The sequence below is a fragment of the Pandoraea commovens genome (genome assembly GCF_902459615.1).
Classification (GTDB): domain Bacteria; phylum Pseudomonadota; class Gammaproteobacteria; order Burkholderiales; family Burkholderiaceae; genus Pandoraea; species Pandoraea commovens.
In genome coordinates this window covers 623,728-640,643 of sequence record NZ_CABPSA010000001.1, presented here as the reverse complement: position 1 = coordinate 640,643, position 16,916 = coordinate 623,728, and the positions used below count along the sequence as shown (strand labels likewise).

At 66.1% G+C, this 16,916-nt stretch carries 10 protein-coding genes; 6 read left to right on the top strand and 4 right to left on the bottom strand.

Annotated elements, in window-relative coordinates:
- Positions 1-65: 65 nt before the first annotated feature.
- Entirely contained in the window at positions 66-1,364 is a 1,299-nt protein-coding gene (locus tag PCO31010_RS02810) for a TIGR03862 family flavoprotein (RefSeq protein WP_150662887.1), read from the top strand.
- A gap of 69 nt (positions 1,365-1,433) precedes the next feature.
- Here PCO31010_RS02810 and PCO31010_RS02805 read toward each other — a convergent pair whose 3' ends face one another.
- From PCO31010_RS02805 to PCO31010_RS02790, 4 genes are all read right to left on the bottom strand, one after another.
- Positions 1,434-2,594, bottom strand: coding sequence for a methyltransferase (locus PCO31010_RS02805; protein WP_150662886.1), 1,161 nt, complete (start codon positions 2,592-2,594; stop codon positions 1,434-1,436).
- Positions 2,595-2,689: 95 nt separating this feature from the next.
- A complete protein-coding gene (locus PCO31010_RS02800; RefSeq protein ID WP_150662885.1) occupies positions 2,690-4,642 on the bottom strand; it encodes an FUSC family protein in 1,953 nt (650 codons plus the stop codon).
- Between the two features lie 22 nt (positions 4,643-4,664).
- Complete coding sequence (locus tag PCO31010_RS02795) at positions 4,665-5,315, bottom strand: HAD-IB family hydrolase (RefSeq protein ID WP_150662884.1); 651 nt, start codon at positions 5,313-5,315, stop codon at positions 4,665-4,667.
- Positions 5,316-5,321: 6 nt separating this feature from the next.
- Positions 5,322-5,621 carry a hypothetical protein gene (locus tag PCO31010_RS02790; protein ID WP_150662883.1) on the bottom strand — a complete coding sequence of 100 codons (300 nt, stop codon included), beginning with the start codon at positions 5,619-5,621 and terminating at the stop codon, positions 5,322-5,324.
- A gap of 287 nt (positions 5,622-5,908) precedes the next feature.
- Here PCO31010_RS02790 and bcsB point away from each other — a divergent pair, with 287 nt between their 5' ends.
- The 5 genes from bcsB to bcsA all read left to right on the top strand — a co-directional run bounded on the left by bcsB (position 5,909) and on the right by bcsA (position 16,906).
- A complete protein-coding gene (bcsB, locus tag PCO31010_RS02785) occupies positions 5,909-8,266 on the top strand; it encodes a cellulose biosynthesis cyclic di-GMP-binding regulatory protein BcsB (protein WP_174984253.1) in 2,358 nt (785 codons plus the stop codon).
- Complete coding sequence (gene bcsZ / locus PCO31010_RS02780) at positions 8,267-9,526, top strand: cellulose synthase complex periplasmic endoglucanase BcsZ (protein WP_174984250.1); 1,260 nt, start codon at positions 8,267-8,269, stop codon at positions 9,524-9,526.
- A gap of 14 nt (positions 9,527-9,540) precedes the next feature.
- The gene (locus PCO31010_RS02775) at positions 9,541-13,365 is read left to right on the top strand and encodes a cellulose synthase subunit BcsC-related outer membrane protein (RefSeq protein ID WP_150662881.1); all 3,825 of its coding nucleotides are present in this window, start codon (positions 9,541-9,543) and stop codon (positions 13,363-13,365) included.
- A gap of 80 nt (positions 13,366-13,445) precedes the next feature.
- Positions 13,446-14,225, top strand: coding sequence for a cellulose synthase operon protein YhjQ/BcsQ (locus PCO31010_RS02770; protein ID WP_150662880.1), 780 nt, complete (start codon positions 13,446-13,448; stop codon positions 14,223-14,225).
- On the top strand, positions 14,222-16,906 hold the full coding sequence (bcsA, locus tag PCO31010_RS02765; RefSeq protein ID WP_150662879.1) for a UDP-forming cellulose synthase catalytic subunit: 2,685 nt from the start codon (positions 14,222-14,224) through the stop codon (positions 16,904-16,906). The genes PCO31010_RS02770 and bcsA overlap by 4 nt, the downstream gene beginning before the upstream one ends.
- Positions 16,907-16,916 lie beyond the last annotated feature (10 nt).

Sequence of the window (16,916 nt, the reverse complement as noted above, 5' to 3'; positions counted from 1 at the left end):
CGATGTGGGACAATGGCGGCCTTGCCGCGCGGGCTTCCCGTCGTCGGTCTTCTTCATGATCCAGCATGCCCCCATTGAACGCACCTCATTCCCTATCCGACGATCTGAACGCTGCACCGACCGGCGCCATCGATGGTGTCGATGTGGCGGTGATCGGCGCGGGACCGGCCGGTCTGATGGCGGCCGAAGTGCTGTCGGCGGCGGGCTGGCGCGTGGACGTGTACGACGCCATGCCTTCGGTCGGGCGCAAGTTCCTGATGGCGGGCAAAGGTGGCATGAACCTCACGCATAGCGAACCCGCCGAGCCGTTCGTGGCGCGCTACGGCAAGCGCGCCGGGGCCGTCGGTCAGTGGTTGCGTCGTTTCAGCGCGGACGACGTGCGCTCGTGGTCGCACCGCTTGGGTATCGACACGTTCGTGGGCACGTCCGGCCGTGTGTTTCCCGTCGACATGAAAGCGGCACCGTTGTTGCGTGCGTGGCTATCGCGGCTGCGCGCAGCGGGGGTTCGTCTGCATGTGCGGCATCGTTGGCTCGGGTGGGACGAGAATGCCGCCGCAGGGCCGAACCATCTGCGCTTTGCCACGCCGACCGGTGAGCGTCAGGTGCGTGCGAAAGCGGTGGTGCTGACGCTCGGCGGCGCGAGCTGGCCGCAACTGGGGTCGGACGCCGCGTGGGTGCCGTCATTGCGCGAGCACGGCGTGAGTGTCGCGCCGCTGATTCCGGCGAATGCGGGCTTCGAGACGGACTGGACGCCGCACATGCGCGAGCGCTTCGCGGGGCATCCGGTGAAGTCCGTCACGATGACGTTGCCCGACGGCACCACGCGCCAGGGCGAATTCGTGATTTCCGAACACGGCATCGAAGGCAGCCTCGTCTATGCGATGTGCGCGCCGATTCGCGACGCCATCCGGTCGAACGGTAGTGCGCAGATCTATCTGGATTTGCTGCCGGACTGGAGCGCGGAGCGCGTGGCGGGCGAAGTGGCGCGTCCGCGCGGGTCACGTTCGATGGCGAGCCACTTGCAGAGCCGTTTGGGCATCGCAGGCGTCAAGGCCGCACTGCTGCGCGAATGTTTGTCTCGCGAGACGTTCAACGATCCCGCAGCGCTGGCCGCAGGCATCAAGCGCTTGCCGTTGACGTTGCTCAGGGTCAGGCCGATTGCCGAAGTGATCAGCAGCGCCGGCGGCGTGTCGCTGGAATCGCTGGATGCCCAACTGATGGTGAAGGCGCTGCCCGGCGTGTTCTGCGCGGGCGAGATGCTGGACTGGGAAGCGCCCACTGGGGGCTATCTGCTGACGGCCTGCTTTGCGAGCGCTTGTGTGGCGGGAGATGGCGCGGCCGCTTACCTCGAAGCGAACCGCTGATCCGATGCTTGCCGACGACGTTTGCCGTCGGCGCCTCTTTAATCACCTGCCGATCATGCGTCCCCTAGCTTAGGCGGGGCGCACGCCCAGACGCCACAGCGACGTCACTTCAGCGCGTCGCGCGGCATGCAACGGATCGTTGGCGTCGGCCGCCTTCGGGTGGTTGGCACGGACGTCGTGACGCGCCAGCACCACGAGCCCCGCACCGTGAATCCACGACAGCAGCGTCTCACGCGTACGCAAGCCCAGATGCTCGGCGAGATCTGACATCACCAGCCAGCCTTCGCCGCCAGGGCTCAGATGCGCAGCGAGCCCGTTCAGGAAGCCTTTGAGCATCTGGCTGTCCGGATCGTAAATGGCGTGCTCGATGGGCGCGTTGGCCTTCGCGGGCAACCACGGCGGATTACAAACGATCAGGGGTGCCTTGCCTTCCGGGAACAGGTCGGCATCGACGATCTTCACCGCGCGGTCGTAGCCAAGACGCGTGATGTTCTCTCGCGCACAGGCCAAAGCACGGGCATCGCGATCGGTGCCGATGACTTGTTGAACGCCGCGACGCGCCAGCAGTGCCGCGATCACCCCTGTGCCCGTACCGACGTCGAAAGCAAGCGACGTGGAGGGCAGCGGTGCCTGATCGATCAGTTGGAGATACTCGCCGCGCACGGGCGAGAACACGCCATACCACGGGTGGATGGAAGCGCCCAGCGCCGGAATCGCGACACCCTTCTTGCGCCACTCGTGCGCACCGATCAGACCGAGAATTTCACGCAGCGAGGCGACCGAGGGGTTAGCGTCCGGTGCACCCCATGCTTCGGTGCAGGCTTCACGTACGTCCGGGGCGCGACGCAGCGGAATGCCGTAGTCGGCGTCCAGCGGGATCAGCACCATGCCGAGAATGCGCGCGCGTTGCGCCTGTGCCATGCGGTGCTTGTGGAAAGCGTCGGCGGGACTCGGGGCCGGGGCATCCTTGGCGGCCGGTTTGCGACGCGGGCGATGCGGCGGGCGGTCGACGCGACGCGCCATTGCTTGCATCAACTGACGTGCGTTCTGGTAATCGCCACGATAGAGCAGGGCGGTGCCGCCGCAGGCGAGTTGATAGGCTTCGTCGGCCGTCACGGTGTCGTCGACGACTTCGACGCGACGCGGTGGCGTAACGCCAGCTTCTGAGCGCCAGCGGGCGGTGACGGGGCGACCGTCTTCGGTCCAGTCTAGCGTCGGGGTATTGTTCATGCGGGGTCTTCTGAAAGGCGTGGCGGCGCACCGTGGGCGCGCCGTAAGCCCGCATTATGCCTGCGTTGGCATGTGTCCGGGCCGAAAGCCGCTTTTCAGTTCGATGTGTCCGGTGCGCCGAAGAGCATGCCGATGGCTTCGCGCAACACGTGCTCGAGGATCGGATCGACGCCGTCGATGGGCCCGTCCGGCAGCACGGGCACGGGGCCACCGTGACGCAATGCGGCAGCCATATGCGTGAGAATCGCCGCGCCGGGATGCACCGGTGCGTCGTGATCGTCCCCATGCGGGACCGTGTCGGTGATCGCGTTCGCCACGCGCTCAAGCGACACGAGTGCTGGCCACCAGCGGGCGGCGCGACGACTCACCAGCGGCGGTTCGGACAGCGCCCGCTGCAAGGCGATGCGTGTGTCGTCCAGCGCCTTGTAAGCCGCGCGTCGCGCCGCAAACGCAGCGTCCGCGTCATGGGTATCCGCCAGTGCTGCGTAACGGCCAAGCGCGTCGAGTGCGTTCGCGACACGCTCGTCCAATTGGCGGCGCTCCCACTTGGCCCACGGCAGATAGCCGACGAGCAGCACGATGGCGCAGGCTGCAACGGCATCGATGAAGCGCGCCAGCGCAATGTCCTGACTCCCCGGCTGCAACGCCCCCATTACCAGCATCAGGATCGGCAGGAGCAACGCGCTGAAAAGTCCGTAGTTGCGGCGTAATGCCCACGGCAGGCAAGCCGCCAGCGGTATCAGCGTGACGAGATTGAACCAGCCGTTGCGGTCGATGGCGACGACGGCCGCCGACACCGCTACGCCGACGATACTGCCCACACCGCTTTGCAGCGCGCGCGCAAACACGGAGCCGTAGTTCGGCTTGAAGATCACCACGACGATCAGCGGCACCCAGTACGAGCGCGGGAGCGCCGTCACGGCGATGAAGATCTGCGCGACGAGTACGCACAAACCAATGCGCACGAGGTAACGCCAGACGTCCGGCCACGGCCACTTGGGCATCCAGCGCGGATGCACGGCGGCACGCGCCTGATGACGGGCCAGCGCCACGAGCGGGGCTTCGGACGCATGCACGACGCCCGTGAGCAGCGGCTCGGCGCGATGCAGGGCGGCAGCCAGCGTCGGCGCGTCGTTTTCTTTGGCCACCGCGACGGCAGTGTCGAGCGCCACTGGCCGGTCGCGCGCAATGTTGCGTGCCACACCGTAGAGCGCCTTGCCCAGCGGCGCGGGTACTGGCTGGCCGCTCTGCACGAGCCCGATCACCGCCGACGTGATCGGCTCGGCGGCCAGGATCTGCGCGGCGCGGCGCTCCAGCACTTCCCAGCCGCTCGACGTGCTCGCCCGTGCGGTGAGCAACGTGTCGTAGGCGGCGGCAATGGCATTTTCGAGCGAGCGCCGCGCCAGCCTCACGCGGGGTGTGCCGCTCGCATCGAGTACGTTCGCCAACTGTTGGTAGATGGCGGCGACGGCGTCGCGCTCGGCTGCACCGGGGTGTCTTAGCCAATGCACGGCCATGAGGAGCATGCTGAAGATGCCGCCTGCGGCGAGCAGCAACGGCGCGCGCCATTCGGGCGGCGGCAGCGCGAGGCCCCAGCCGACGATCAGGTAGACCGCACCCTGCAACGTCGCTGCGGACGCCACGTTGCCGAACGTGCCGATGAAGCTGAACAGCAGGATGGCGATTTGCAGCAGCACGTGGGCCAGCCACGGCTGGGTCTCGCCCACGGTATGGATCAGCATCCCGGCGTGAAAGCCGAGCACGCCGGTCACGATGGTGATCAGGATGGAGCGGGCGCGTGAGCGATAAGGGCCGGTGCGGTCACCCGTGATGGCGGGCAGTGCGCCGAGGGCGATGAGCGACGCGTCCGCACCGTAGCCGATGGAGGCACCGATGGCCGTGGGCACTGCGACAGACAGGGCGGCGTGCACGGCGTCCCAGCGCGAGAACGCTACCGGCTCCAGACGTGCCAGACGCGACATCCACGCGACGCGCCGACCCGGCGGCGGCAATTCGGGTGTGGGAGGTGTCGAAGGCGTGGGCGTCATCGCGATGGAAGCGCTCCCGGACTCACGAGGCGCGCGTTGGCGTGTCGGCGTCCGTCAGCGGCATCAGCTTGCCCTGACCCCGGATCCACGCATGGTCGGCGCGCTCGGCCATTTCCTTGTCGCCACGACTGTCGCCATAAGCGAAGAGCACACGCGGCGGCGCATCGCCCCACCACGCTTTGAGGCGTCTCACCTTCTCGGGGCCCCAGCAGTTCGGTTGGGCGAAGGTTCCGGCGAAGCGATCCTGCGCATCGAAGGCCAGTTCGGTACTGAGCACGGCTTCGAAACCGACGCTTGCCGCCCAGGGCCGCAGGTACAAGCCCGGCGACGCGCTCACGAGCACGATGCGGTGGCCCAGCGCCCGGTGCTGACGTACGCGTGCGAGCATCTCGGGACGCAGCAGCGCGGGCAACTGATGTGCGATGAAGTCTTGCGCGTCGGCGTCGAGTTGCGCGTGGGCGCGTCCCGCAAAGACTGCACGCAGGAATGCTGCCTTGGCCGTGCCCCGGTCGATGAGCTTCAGGGCGGCGCCGATCAGCCAGGGAGACGCGAGCAATGCGCCCGCCACAAAGCGCGGTGTGCCGACGGTGCGGCGCACGAATACGCGCAGGCTGTCGGTGGTGGAAATGGTCCCGTCGAAATCGAACGCGGCGACGATGGAAGCGTCTCGCATGCCGGGTCAGCGCGTCCCGGCCGAATGTTTCGAAGATTGAGAGAGTGGCGAGGCCGACGCTGCACCTGCACGGGCGTCCGCGACGGCCACCAGATGCGGCCAGCGCTCGCTGGCCTGTTCGCTCGCGACGATGGCCTGCTCGTCGCGGTAGTGGGGCAGCACGTCGGTGCCCACGACTTCTCGCAACCGGTCGATGTCCGACGGATAGCGACGCTCGATCATCGCATCGGCTGCGTGCTCGGCCGCATGTTCGACCATGCGCGCGTCGGACGGACCAGCGGAGGAGGAGAGTTCGGTCTGGCTCATGCCGGGCATTCTATACGGTGCGTCGCACACAGGGCAATTCCTATGCCGACCGGCCGACCGATGTACCCGCCGCACGACACTCGGAGGCTAACGTCTGCTTGCTCACTCGCACCGAGGCAAGCTAGCATGGCGCAACGTGCCATTTCCAGACACATGAACTGCGCTGTCCCGCCGGGCCTTGGCAAATCTTCGGATTGCCTGACGACGTGATGTGACGTCGGGTCAATGGGGCGTCGTTCGTGTGGATGTGGCGAACATGCAGCGCAAGAACAGACGAGGCATCACACATGCAGCTTCGAGCGTCTTGGTCGCGTTACACGAAGGTCTCAGCCATCTGCCTGCTGGTCGCCGCAGCGATGGACCCGGGGGGTGTCATGCTTGCGGGAGCAGCGCCCACCGGAGGCCGAACAGGCAAGGCCCCGGCACCAGCCGGTGCCACGACCGCACCGGAAGTCGCCTCTGGCGTCAACGCAGCAGCGGATGCATCCGGCACAACGGCGCCGGTCATCGCGCCTGTGCCCGGCACCAGTCAGCGCACCGTCACGTTCGCCCAACTGGGGCAGACGAACGGACTGCGTCTGCGCGGCACCGAGGGGGCGGGCGACGTCAACTTCGGAATCCGACTCGATCAGTCGGTCGCATCGGCCTTGCTCCGGTTGCGGTATACCTATTCCCCCGCGCTGATTCCCGATCTCTCGCAGCTCAAGGTTTATTTGAACGAAGAGTTGATCGCGACGTTGCCGTTCAACAAGCAGGACGGCGGCAAGAATCTCGTGCGCGACATTCCGCTCGACGCGCGCATGCTCTCGGGCTTCAATCGTGTGCGCCTCGTCCTCATCGGGCATTACACGATGGAGTGCGAAGATCAGATGCATTCGAGTCTGTGGGCCGATATCAGCCCACAGAGCGAGATCGTCACGAGCACGCAGCCGCTCACGCTGCGCAACGATCTCTCGACGCTGCCCGCCCCGTTCTTCGACCGTCACGACAACCGCGATCAGTCCGTTCCGTTCGTGTTCGGCGCGCCGCCGTCGCTGGCGGTGGTCCATGCCGCGGGCGTGGTGGCGACGTGGGCCGGTGCGATTGGCGATTACCGTCGCACGCGCTTCCCGGTCAGCGTGAATGCGTTTCCGTCCAAGCATGGCATTGCGTTCGTGACGAACGACACCATGCTGCCCGGCCTCGATCTGCCTAAGGTCGATGCGCCGACATTGCGTATGGTGTCGAATCCGAACGACCCCTCGCTCAAGCTGCTGGTGATTCAGGGGCGTGACGCGAAGGATCTGGAGACGGCCGCGCTGGCGCTGGTCTCGGGCCGGGCGGCGCTCTCGGGCGACGCGACCCGCATCGCCGAGCTAAAGCAGTTGCCGCCGCGTCCGGCCTACGATGCACCGCGCTGGGTGCGTACCGACCGTCCGGTGAAGCTGGGCGAACTGGTCGACAACCCCAGCGACTTGCAGGCGAACGGCTACATGCCGTGGCCGATCCGCATCCAGCTCAATCTCCCGGCCGACTTGCTGACGTGGCAAAACACCGGCGTGCCGATGGATCTGAAGTATCGCTACACGCCGCCGGTCAAGCCGGACGATTCGTCGATGAGCGTGTCGATCAACGACCAGTTCGTGCGCGCGTATCGCCTGCACGCAGCGGGCGCGAGCAGCGACAAGAGCCATATGCTCGTGGAACTGCTGTCCGATGGCACGATGGCCGACCGAAAGGAAGTGCGCATTCCGGCGTTCCAGGTCGCGTCGCGCAACTCGTTGTCGTTCCAGTTCGCGATGGAGCCGCACAAAGAGGGCATGTGCAGCCAGACCATCACCAACGCGGCGCGCTCGGCCATCGACGCCGATTCGACCATCGACTTCAGCGGACTGCCGCACTACGCCGAGTTGCCGAATCTGAGCTTCTTCGCGGGCAGCGGCTTCCCGTTCACCAAATACGCAGATCTGGCGCAGACGGCGGTCGTCATGTCGAAGACGCCGGACAAGGCGGAGCTGGAAACGGTGTTCTCGGCGCTCGGCCAGTTCGGTCGCTCCACCGGCGTGTATGCCGATCGCTTCGAAGTGCTCGACACCACGCAGACGGATCGCTTCAAGGATCGTGACCTGCTGGTCGTCGGCGGGAAAGATGCCGCCGATCTGCTGACCAAGTGGGGCAAGAATCTGCCGCTCGTCATCGACCAGACGCGTCGCGTCATGCAAGCGGAGCCCCAGGGCTATCGTGGCGATGGCGCGACCGGCTCGGCGCTCGCGGCCAGCCGTATCGGCCCGCAACGTATGGACGCGGTCTCTCAAGGCCCGCTTGCCGCGCTGGTCGGCTTCGAATCGCCGGTGAGTAGTTCGCGCTCGGTGGTGGCGATCAATGCGTCGAGCGACGACGGACTGCTGAGCGTGGTCGATGCCATCGACACGCAGGGCAATGCGATTCACGGCGATCTGGCGGTCGTCAACGGTGCCAGCACGGCGTCGTACCGATTGGGGAAGACGTACTTCGTGGGCGACGTGAGTTGGTGGACGCGCATTCGTTACCACCTCTCGAGTCATCCGGTTCTGGTCGGTCTCGTCGCATTGCTGGCGGCGTTCGCGATAGCGCTCAAGTGTTTCGGGTGGTTGCAGCGTCGCGCCGCACGTCGTCTGGAGAAGTAAATGACACGCGCCGATGCTGACAGGCGGCGCCGTCGGGCCGTGCTGCGGGCGCTGGTCGCCTGTGGTGCGGGACCGGCGCTCGCCGGTCTGACGCCCGCCTCGCATGCTGCGCCTGTTGCGCCTGCTGCGTCCGCAAAGCCGTCGGGCGCGTCTGCGCCGGGTGCGACGACTCCCCCCGGTGGCAAAGCGTGCCCGCCGGTCGACTGGCCCGCGTGGACGCGCTTCAAGACCGGCTTTCTGAGCGACGACGGACGCGTGGTCGATCACAGCATGGCTGACCAGCGCACGGTCTCCGAGGGGCAGGCGTACGCGCTGACCTTCGCCGTCATCGCCAACGACCGGGCTACCTTCGACAAGGTGCTTGACTGGACAGTCGACAATCTCGCGCAGGGCGACCTCACCGCGCATCTGCCCGCCTGGCTGTGGGGCAAGAAGGACGACGGTCAGTGGGGCGTGCTCGACAGCAATCCCGCCAGCGACGCCGATATGTGGATTGCCTATGCGCTGGGCGAGGCGGGGCGACTCTGGAACGTGCGTCGGTACACGGCGCTCGGTGCGCTCGTCGCGCGGCGTATCGCTTCAGAGGAAACCGACTTCATCCCCGGACTCGGGCGCACGCTGCTGCCTGCGCCTGTCGGCTTCCATCCTGCCAAGGATCTCTGGCGTCTGAACCCCAGCTATGTGCCGATGCAAGTGGTGCGGCGTCTGGCGGGGCTCTTCCCCGAGAGCGGGTGGGGGCAACTGATTGCGTCCTCGCTCAAACAGATTACGTTGACCGCGCCGCCGCTGGGTTTTGCACCCGAGTGGGCGATGTACCGCGCGGGACGCGGTTTCGATATCGATCCCGAGACGCAGGGCGAGGGGAGCTACAACGCCATTCGCGTCTACCTATGGGCGGGCATGCTGGCCCCGGGCAGCGATGATTTTCGAGCGTTGATGCACGCGTTCCCCGGCATGTTGAAGTACGTCGCGGCGCATGGCGCGCCGCCCGAGCGGGTGAACACGCGCGACGGCACGGCGAAGCAGGACGGCGGGTCCGGCTTCTCGGCGGCGCTCGTGCCGCTGCTGCAAGCCGTTGGCGACACTGCGCTTGCACGCGCGCAGGCAGATCGGGCGCGCTCGCTGGACGCGCAGTCGCCCCCCGGCTACTACAGTTCCGTGCTCTCGCTGTTCGGACTGGGATGGCACGAAGCGCGTTTCCGTTTTGCGGCTGATGGCACGTTACAGGTGCCCTGGGAGGCGGTTTGCGCGACACGCTGATCCGCTCTGCTTGCATGACGTGCTTGCTGATGGCCGCAGGCGGTGGGCACGTGCGTGCCGCGCCCGCGCCCGCGAACAGCACGGCCAAGCCCGCCGTTGCGGCGAATCGTGACGTCAGCAACCTGCTCTCGAGCGCGACGCTGTGGCATTCGCGTCATCGCAACGACCTTGCGCGCGCCGCGCTGGAAAAAGCGTTGCTCGTGCAGCCGGAGCAACCGGACGTCCTGTCGCTGCTCGGACAGATCGATATCGAAGAGAACAAACCGGCGGACGCCAACAAGGCATTGCAGACGCTGCGTGCCCGCTATCCGAACGCCCCGGCGACGAAGGCGCTGGCCGACGTGATTCGCATCAACACCGTCGACAAATCGCGCATCGCTCGTGCCCGGCTGCTGCAACGTAGTGGTCAGGCCGATGCGGCGTTCGCCGAATACAAGGCGCTGTTCCCGGATGGTCCACCGACGGGCGATCTTGGGGTCGAGTACTACCGCGCGCAGGCCAACGCCACGAACGGCTGGCCGGCGGCACAGCAGGGGCTGGCGAACTTGTCGAAGACGTCGCCCGAGGATTCGCGTGCGTCTCAGTCGCTGGCCGAGCTGATGATCGACCGGCCGTCGAGTCGTCTCGCGGGCACGCGGATGGTCGCGGATCTCGCGGCGCGTCCTAATGCCGATCTGAACGCCTTGCTGCCGCTCTGGCAGAAGGGGCTTTCCAAGGCCGACGGCAATCTTGCATGGCTGCCGCTTTATCAGCGCTACCTCGCGCTCGCGCCGAACGACGCCGACATCCGCGCGGCTTACGACAAGCTGAATGCGCAACAGGCGGCGCGCACGCGCATGCTCAACGACCCCGCGTACAAGTCGCGTCAGGCGGGCATCAATGCACTCGATCAGGGGCGTCTCAACGACGCCGAAAAGTCGCTCGATGCCGCACGTGTCAAGCGTCCCAACGATGGCGAACTGCTCGGCTCGCTGGGTCTGGTGAAGATGCGTCAGGGCGATCACAAGGGCGCGCAGGAACTGTTCGCACAGGCTATGCGCAAAGACCCCGACAACGCGGGAAAGTGGCGTAGCCTGTTGAAGACGTCTCAGTTCTGGGGCGCGATGTCACAGGCGCGTGATGCCCGCGATGCCGGACGTCTGGACGAAGCGGACCGCCTTGTACGCGGTGCACTCGCCAGCGACCCGAACAACCCCGACGGGCTGGCGCTGCTTGGTGACATCGCGCTCGGGGACAAGCGTGACAAGGACGCCGAGCGTCTCTTCCAGCAAGCGCTGAAGATCGAGCCGGACAACGACACGGCGCTGCGCGGCATGATCACGCTGTACTCGCGTCAGCAACGCCGCACGGAGCTGGCGAACCTGTTGGGCGATCTGCGACGTCGTTTCCCGCAAGACAAGGCGCGCTTTGACAAGGCCGAGGCGGCGGCGCTGTCCGACGACGCCGATCGCGCCATCGCCGAAGGGCACAACGGCCCCGCACTCGCTGCGCTGGAGCGTGCCGTCGCGCTCGATCCGGGCAACGCGTGGACACGCTACTCGCTCGCCAGCCTCTATCGAAAACTTCGTCTGCCGCAGATCGGGCGAGAGGTCATGGCCGAAGGCATGCGTCAGCCGCTGGAGGCCGACGACCGTGCGCAGATGCTTTACGCGCAGGCCATCTATCTCAACGTGATCGACGACGAAGCCGGTGCACGCGAATCGCTCGCGCAGATTCCGGCGGCGAACGTCACCCCGTCGATCAAACGCATGCGGACGACGCTGGCGATTCGCGACACGGCGCGTCTGGCGCGCGAGGCGCATGCGACGGGTAACGACGACGAGAGCGAACGCCGCTATGGCGAAGCCCTCACGATGGCGGGCGACGATCCCGAACTGATCGGCGAGGTTGCACGGGCGCGCGTGTCGGCGGGGCAGCCCGATCAGGGGCTCGCGCTCATGCGCAACTGGCTCGCGGCGCACGCCGACAAGCCACAGCCCGACGCGCAGCTGCGCTACGCCGAGTTGCTCAGTACGGCCGAGCGCGACGAGGAACTGGGCACCTTCCTCGCGAGCATGGACCCGTCCACGCTCGGCGCCGACCAGCGAGACGAATGGCAGGATCTTCAGGACCGGCTGGCACTGCGCCAGGCGGACCGCGCCCGCGCGTTGGGCGACTTCGACACGGCGCAGCAAAAGCTCGAACCGCTGCTCTCGCGTCAACCGCCGGATAAGCGCGCGTTGTCGACGTTGGGCGACATCTATTTCGACGAACGCCGTTTCGACGACGCCCGCAAGATTGCCGAAGACCAGATCCGACAGGATCCGACGAATCAGGATGCTCGTCTGTCGCTCGTGCGCGTGCTCTATGAACAGCAGGACGACGAGGCCGCCAACCGCGAACTCGACCGCGCACTCGCCGAAGCTTCGCCTGACGATGTGTGGACGCAACTCGCCGCCGTGCGGCGTCTGACCGCCATGGAGCGCTACGACGAAGCCATCGCGCTCAACGACCGGTTGCGCACGCAGTTCCCCGACACCTCGGCTGTCACCGTTCAGCGCGGACGCATCGCGCAGTCGCAACGTCACTACAACGAAGCGAAGGGATGGTACGACCAGGCGCGCAAGGAGGAGATCGTGCAGGGCGCGCTGCCGGGCTACGACGGCATGACGTCGGCCGAGTCGGCCATCGATTCGCTGGAGTCGCGTCGCAACAGCTATGTCGCGGCCGGTTACGAAATCGACCAGAAGAAGGGCGACGGCGGCATCTCGATGTTCAACGCCCGCGCCGTCCCGCTCTACGGCCAGTACGCCGTGGGCTACGACGGTCATGTCTTCGCGCAGACGGATTACGTCAGCGCCGATTCGGGCGACTTGCCGCTCAATGGCACATCGGCGTTCGGCACGCTGCCGTTCCTGAACGTACCGTCGTTCCGCGCGGCGAATCCGGGCGTGCAGAGCGACTACGGCACGAAGCGTCAGAAGGCGCATGGGCAGGCGCTCATGCTCGGCTATGAGAACGACTGGATTCGCGCCGATATCGGTCACACGCCGGTCGGATTCCCGATTTCCTACGTGACGGGGGGCGTGCGACTGTTCGGCAATCTCGGACGCTATAACTACTGGGTCGACGCATCACGTCGACCGATGACCGGCAGCATGGTGTCCTACGCCGGGGCGTATCTGCCGCTGCCCGAAGTGTTCGGCGACGGCAAGTGGGGCGGCGTGCGTCGCGATGCGATCACGTTCCACGCATCGCGCGACTTCACGAAGTGGGGCATCTTCGGCGAGGCCAGCGTGGCGCGTCTCACGGGCGAGAACGTGCTGAACAACTCGGAAGTGTCGGCCCGCGCGGGTGTCGATCTGCCGCTGATCTACAAGCGCGATATGCGCCTGAATACCGGCCTTACGCTGTTCTTCGACAGCTTCGCGCAGAACGAACGCTATTACACGTACGGTCATGGCGGTTACTACAGCCCGCAAACCTATGTGTCGCTCACGCTGCCGCTCGAATGGTATGGCCGCACGCAACGCTGGTCGTATTACCTGCGCGGTTCGGTGTCGTTCTCGCAGAGTCAGGAAAAAGCCATGCCGTACTTCCCGACGAACGGTGCGTTGCAGGCCGCCAGCGGCGATCTGACCTACGGGTCCGGTGGCGGGTTCGGCGTGGGCTTCTCCGTGACGGGGCGCGCCGAGTACTGGGTCAACCGCCATTGGGTGATCGGCGGTCAGGTGCAGTTCGAGCGTTCCGATTACTACGCGCCGAATCGCTTCCTCGTCTACATGCGCTATCACTTCGACGCCCGCCGTGGCGACGTGCCGATGCCGCCGTCGCCGGTTCGCCCGATCTGGAGTTACTGACACATGAGCGCTCGCGTCGATACCGAATTCATGATGACGAACGACGTTGTTCGGCCTGAGATCCCGGCCGAGGAGGGCGCATGCTGACGCTCATCGCCATCGTTTCCAGCGCAGGCGGTGCGGGGCGTAGCACCGTGACGGCGCATCTCGCTGCGCAGCTCGCGCATGCCGGACAGCCGGTCGCCGTGCTCGAACTCGACGCGCAGAACGCGATCGGTGCGCTGCTCGGGTTGCGTGAGACGTGCGAGACGGGCGTGCTGTCGTCCGGCGTGGCACCGGACGGCTGGCGCACGGTGTTGCGCGACACGCCCGCCGGAGTGCCGTTGCTGCCTGCGGGCCGCACGAGCGTCGCTAATCTGTCTGCGATGGCGCAATGGTTGCAGGGCGATGTGGGCGGATTGCGTCGTCAGTTGACGGCCGTCGGCTTGCCCGAGGGCACGCGGGTCCTGATCGACACGCAGCGCCTGCCCGATGCCATCACACTGGCCGCCGTTGCGGCGGCCGATCTGGTGCTGGGCGTGGTGCCCGTCACGACGGCCGGTTACGTCACGCAACCGGATTTGATGGCCGCGTGTAATGGTCGCGTTCAGATCGTGCCGAACGTGGCGGCGGCCAATTCGTCGCTCAACAACGATCTGCTGAATCTGATTCAGGGACGCGGTGGCGACGCCGTCGTCCCGGTGCGCATCCATCGCGACATCGCCGTCGGCATGGCAGCGGCGAACGGTGTGACGCTGGCCAAAGCGGGCACCGGCTCGCAGGCCGCACTCGACTTCATTCATCTCGAAGCATGGTTGCAGCGCGCGACGGAAGTTGACGACGGAAGTGCCGGACCCGGCAGTGGAGGCACTCGCCGATGATCAGCGACGCGCTGCGCTCCCTCTATCGGCTCGGACGCGACATCCTCGCAGTGCGTCTGGTCGTGCCGAATCGTCCGGGCGGGCGTCCGCCGGGCGTCATGCAGTGGATGCTGGCCGCGACCTTGCGCTCGCCGCAGCACCGGTTGTGGATCTCGCAGATGTCGGATCATCTCGTGGCGCGTCTGGCGGTGCGGCTCGACGTCCGTCAGTTGGACGAATGGCGCGACTGGTGGCTGCGTGCAGTCTTTCAACCAGCGCGCTCCGGTCGTCCCGACTACCCGGGCCGGGCCTTCGCATGGGTCAACGAACGTCTGACACAACGGCTCGACGTGCCCGCCGATGCAGGCTTCTGGCAGATTGTCGGCGCAATGCTGTGGCGTCGCGCCGACCGGCGTCCGGCATTTCCGCCCTATACCGCATGGCTCGCATTCCGACGGGGCAACGAACGGCTGCGTCTGTGGCTCGTGCAATCGCTCTTCGGCATTCCACCCGATACGCCCGCCGAACTTGCGCATAAGTTCGACCGGAAGCTGGAAAAGGTCATGAAATGGCGAGTGACGTCGACCATCGTCGCCTTGCTGGGGTTGTTCGGCGTGTTCTGGATCGTCACCACGCCGTTCGATCCGTTCTCGCAGTTGCTGTTCTCGATCTGCACGCTCACGCTGGCACTGGTGTTCCGCCGTCTCGACAGCCAGTACTCGGTGCTGGTGCTGATCGGCCTGTCGCTCACGTCGACGGTGCGTTACGTGTGGTGGCGTCTCACGCAGTCGCTCGCGTTCGACACCGTGGCGGAAGCGACCGTCGGCTACACGCTCGTCGCGGCCGAGATGTATACGTGGATGATTCTGCTGTTCGGCTACATCCAGACGATCTGGCCGCTGCAGCGCCGCATCACGCCGCTGCCACCGGACACCCGCGAATGGCCGACCGTCGACGTCTACATCCCGACCTACAACGAGGGACTGGATGTGGTGCGCCCGACCGTGTATGCCGCGTGCGGCATCGACTGGCCGCCCGAGAAGCTCAACATCTATCTGCTCGACGACGGACGCCGCGAGGAGATGCGTGAGTTCGCGGCGCAAGCCGGGGTGCATTACATGACGCGCCCCGACAATCGTCACGCGAAGGCGGGCAACATCAACCATGCGCTCGGCAAGACGCAGGGCGAGTTCATCGCGATCTTCGACTGCGATCACATTCCCGTGCGCTCGTTCCTGCAAACGACAATGGGGTCGTTCCTCAAGGACGAACGTTGCTCGCTCGTGCAGACGCCTCACCACTTCTTTTCCGACGACCCGTTCGAGCGCAACCTCGCCACACGCGGTGCGGTGCCGAACGAAGGGCGTCTGTTCTACGGGATCGTGCAGGACGGTAACGACTTCTGGAATGCCTCGTTCTTCTGCGGTTCGTGCGCGGTGTTGCGTCGCACGGCGCTCGACGAGGTGGGGGGTGTGGCGGTCGAGACGGTGACGGAAGACGCGCATACGGCGCTCAAGATGCACCGTCGCGGCTGGAACACTGTGTACCTCAAGGTCGTGCAGGCGGCAGGTCTGGCGACGGAATCGCTGTCGGGTCACGTCGGGCAGCGCATTCGCTGGGCGCGCGGCATGGCGCAGATATTCCGCGTCGACAATCCGCTGTTCGGCCGAGGCCTGAAGATCGGTCAGCGCATCTGCTACGCGAACGGCATGCTGCACTTCTTCTACGGCATTCCGCGCATCATCTTCCTGCTCGCGCCGATCTGCTATCTGTTCTTCGGGCTGCATATCGTGCAGGCAGCCGCGTTAAGCATCTGCGCTTACGTGCTGCCGCACATCGCGCACGCGAACATCGCCAACTCGCGCATTCAGGGCAAGTACCGGCACTCGTTCTGGTCGGATGTCTACGAAGCGGTGCTGGCCTGGTACGTCGCGCTGCCGACGACCGTCGCCTTCATCAACCCGCGCTACGGCAAATTCAACGTGACCGCGAAGGGCGGGCTGATCGAACAGAGCTTCTTCGACTGGAGCATCTCGAAGCCGTATCTGGTACTGCTCGGCTTTAACGTCGCAGGCTTTCTCGCGGGGATTCTGCGCTACTTCTACGGCCCCGCGCACGAGTCGGGCGCGTTGGTGTTCAACCTGCTCTGGGTGATGTTCAACCTCGCCGTGCTGGGGGCGGCGGTGGCCGTGGCGACGGAAGTGAAACAGGTTCGACGCACGCATCGGGTGTCGATGCGCATGCCCGCCACGCTTTATCTGCCGGACGGCCGTACCGTAGCCTGTCACACCCGCGACTTCTCGGGCGGTGGGCTGGCGCTGGTGCTGCCGGTGGCGGTCGATCCGGCCGTGGGCACCGAAGCGCACGTGGCGCTCGCACGGGGCGCGACCGAGTATGGCTTCCCAGTGAGTGTCGTGGGGGCGCGCGGCAACCAGCTCTTCCTCGCGTTCATGCCGCTCACGGCCGAGCAGGACAAACATCTCGTGCAATTCACGTTCGGACGTGCCGACGCGTGGCGCGACTGGGATGCCGAGCGCACGCGCGACGAACCGATCAAGGCTTTGTTCGAAATGCTGGCGATGGGGCTGCGAGGGTATCAAGTGCTGGCCAATTACCTCCTGAGCAAGCTGGTGACGCGCTGGCAGAACCGTCTGCGCGGTGCCCGGCAGGCGTGGGGCGATGCACCCGATACACGTGCCTGAGACCAAGGAA

Coding starts and splice junctions, on each gene's coding strand:
- PCO31010_RS02790 (WP_150662883.1), bottom strand. CDS start 5,621: ATGAGCCAGACCGAACTCTCCTCCTCCGCTGGTCCGTCCGACGCGCGC.
- PCO31010_RS02810 (WP_150662887.1), top strand. CDS start 66: ATGCCCCCATTGAACGCACCTCATTCCCTATCCGACGATCTGAACGCT.
- PCO31010_RS02775 (WP_150662881.1), top strand. CDS start 9,541: ATGACGTGCTTGCTGATGGCCGCAGGCGGTGGGCACGTGCGTGCCGCG.
- PCO31010_RS02800 (WP_150662885.1), bottom strand. CDS start 4,642: ATGACGCCCACGCCTTCGACACCTCCCACACCCGAATTGCCGCCGCCG.
- bcsA (WP_150662879.1), top strand. CDS start 14,222: ATGATCAGCGACGCGCTGCGCTCCCTCTATCGGCTCGGACGCGACATC.
- bcsB (WP_174984253.1), top strand. CDS start 5,909: ATGCAGCTTCGAGCGTCTTGGTCGCGTTACACGAAGGTCTCAGCCATC.
- PCO31010_RS02770 (WP_150662880.1), top strand. CDS start 13,446: ATGCTGACGCTCATCGCCATCGTTTCCAGCGCAGGCGGTGCGGGGCGT.
- bcsZ (WP_174984250.1), top strand. CDS start 8,267: ATGACACGCGCCGATGCTGACAGGCGGCGCCGTCGGGCCGTGCTGCGG.
- PCO31010_RS02795 (WP_150662884.1), bottom strand. CDS start 5,315: ATGCGAGACGCTTCCATCGTCGCCGCGTTCGATTTCGACGGGACCATT.
- PCO31010_RS02805 (WP_150662886.1), bottom strand. CDS start 2,594: ATGAACAATACCCCGACGCTAGACTGGACCGAAGACGGTCGCCCCGTC.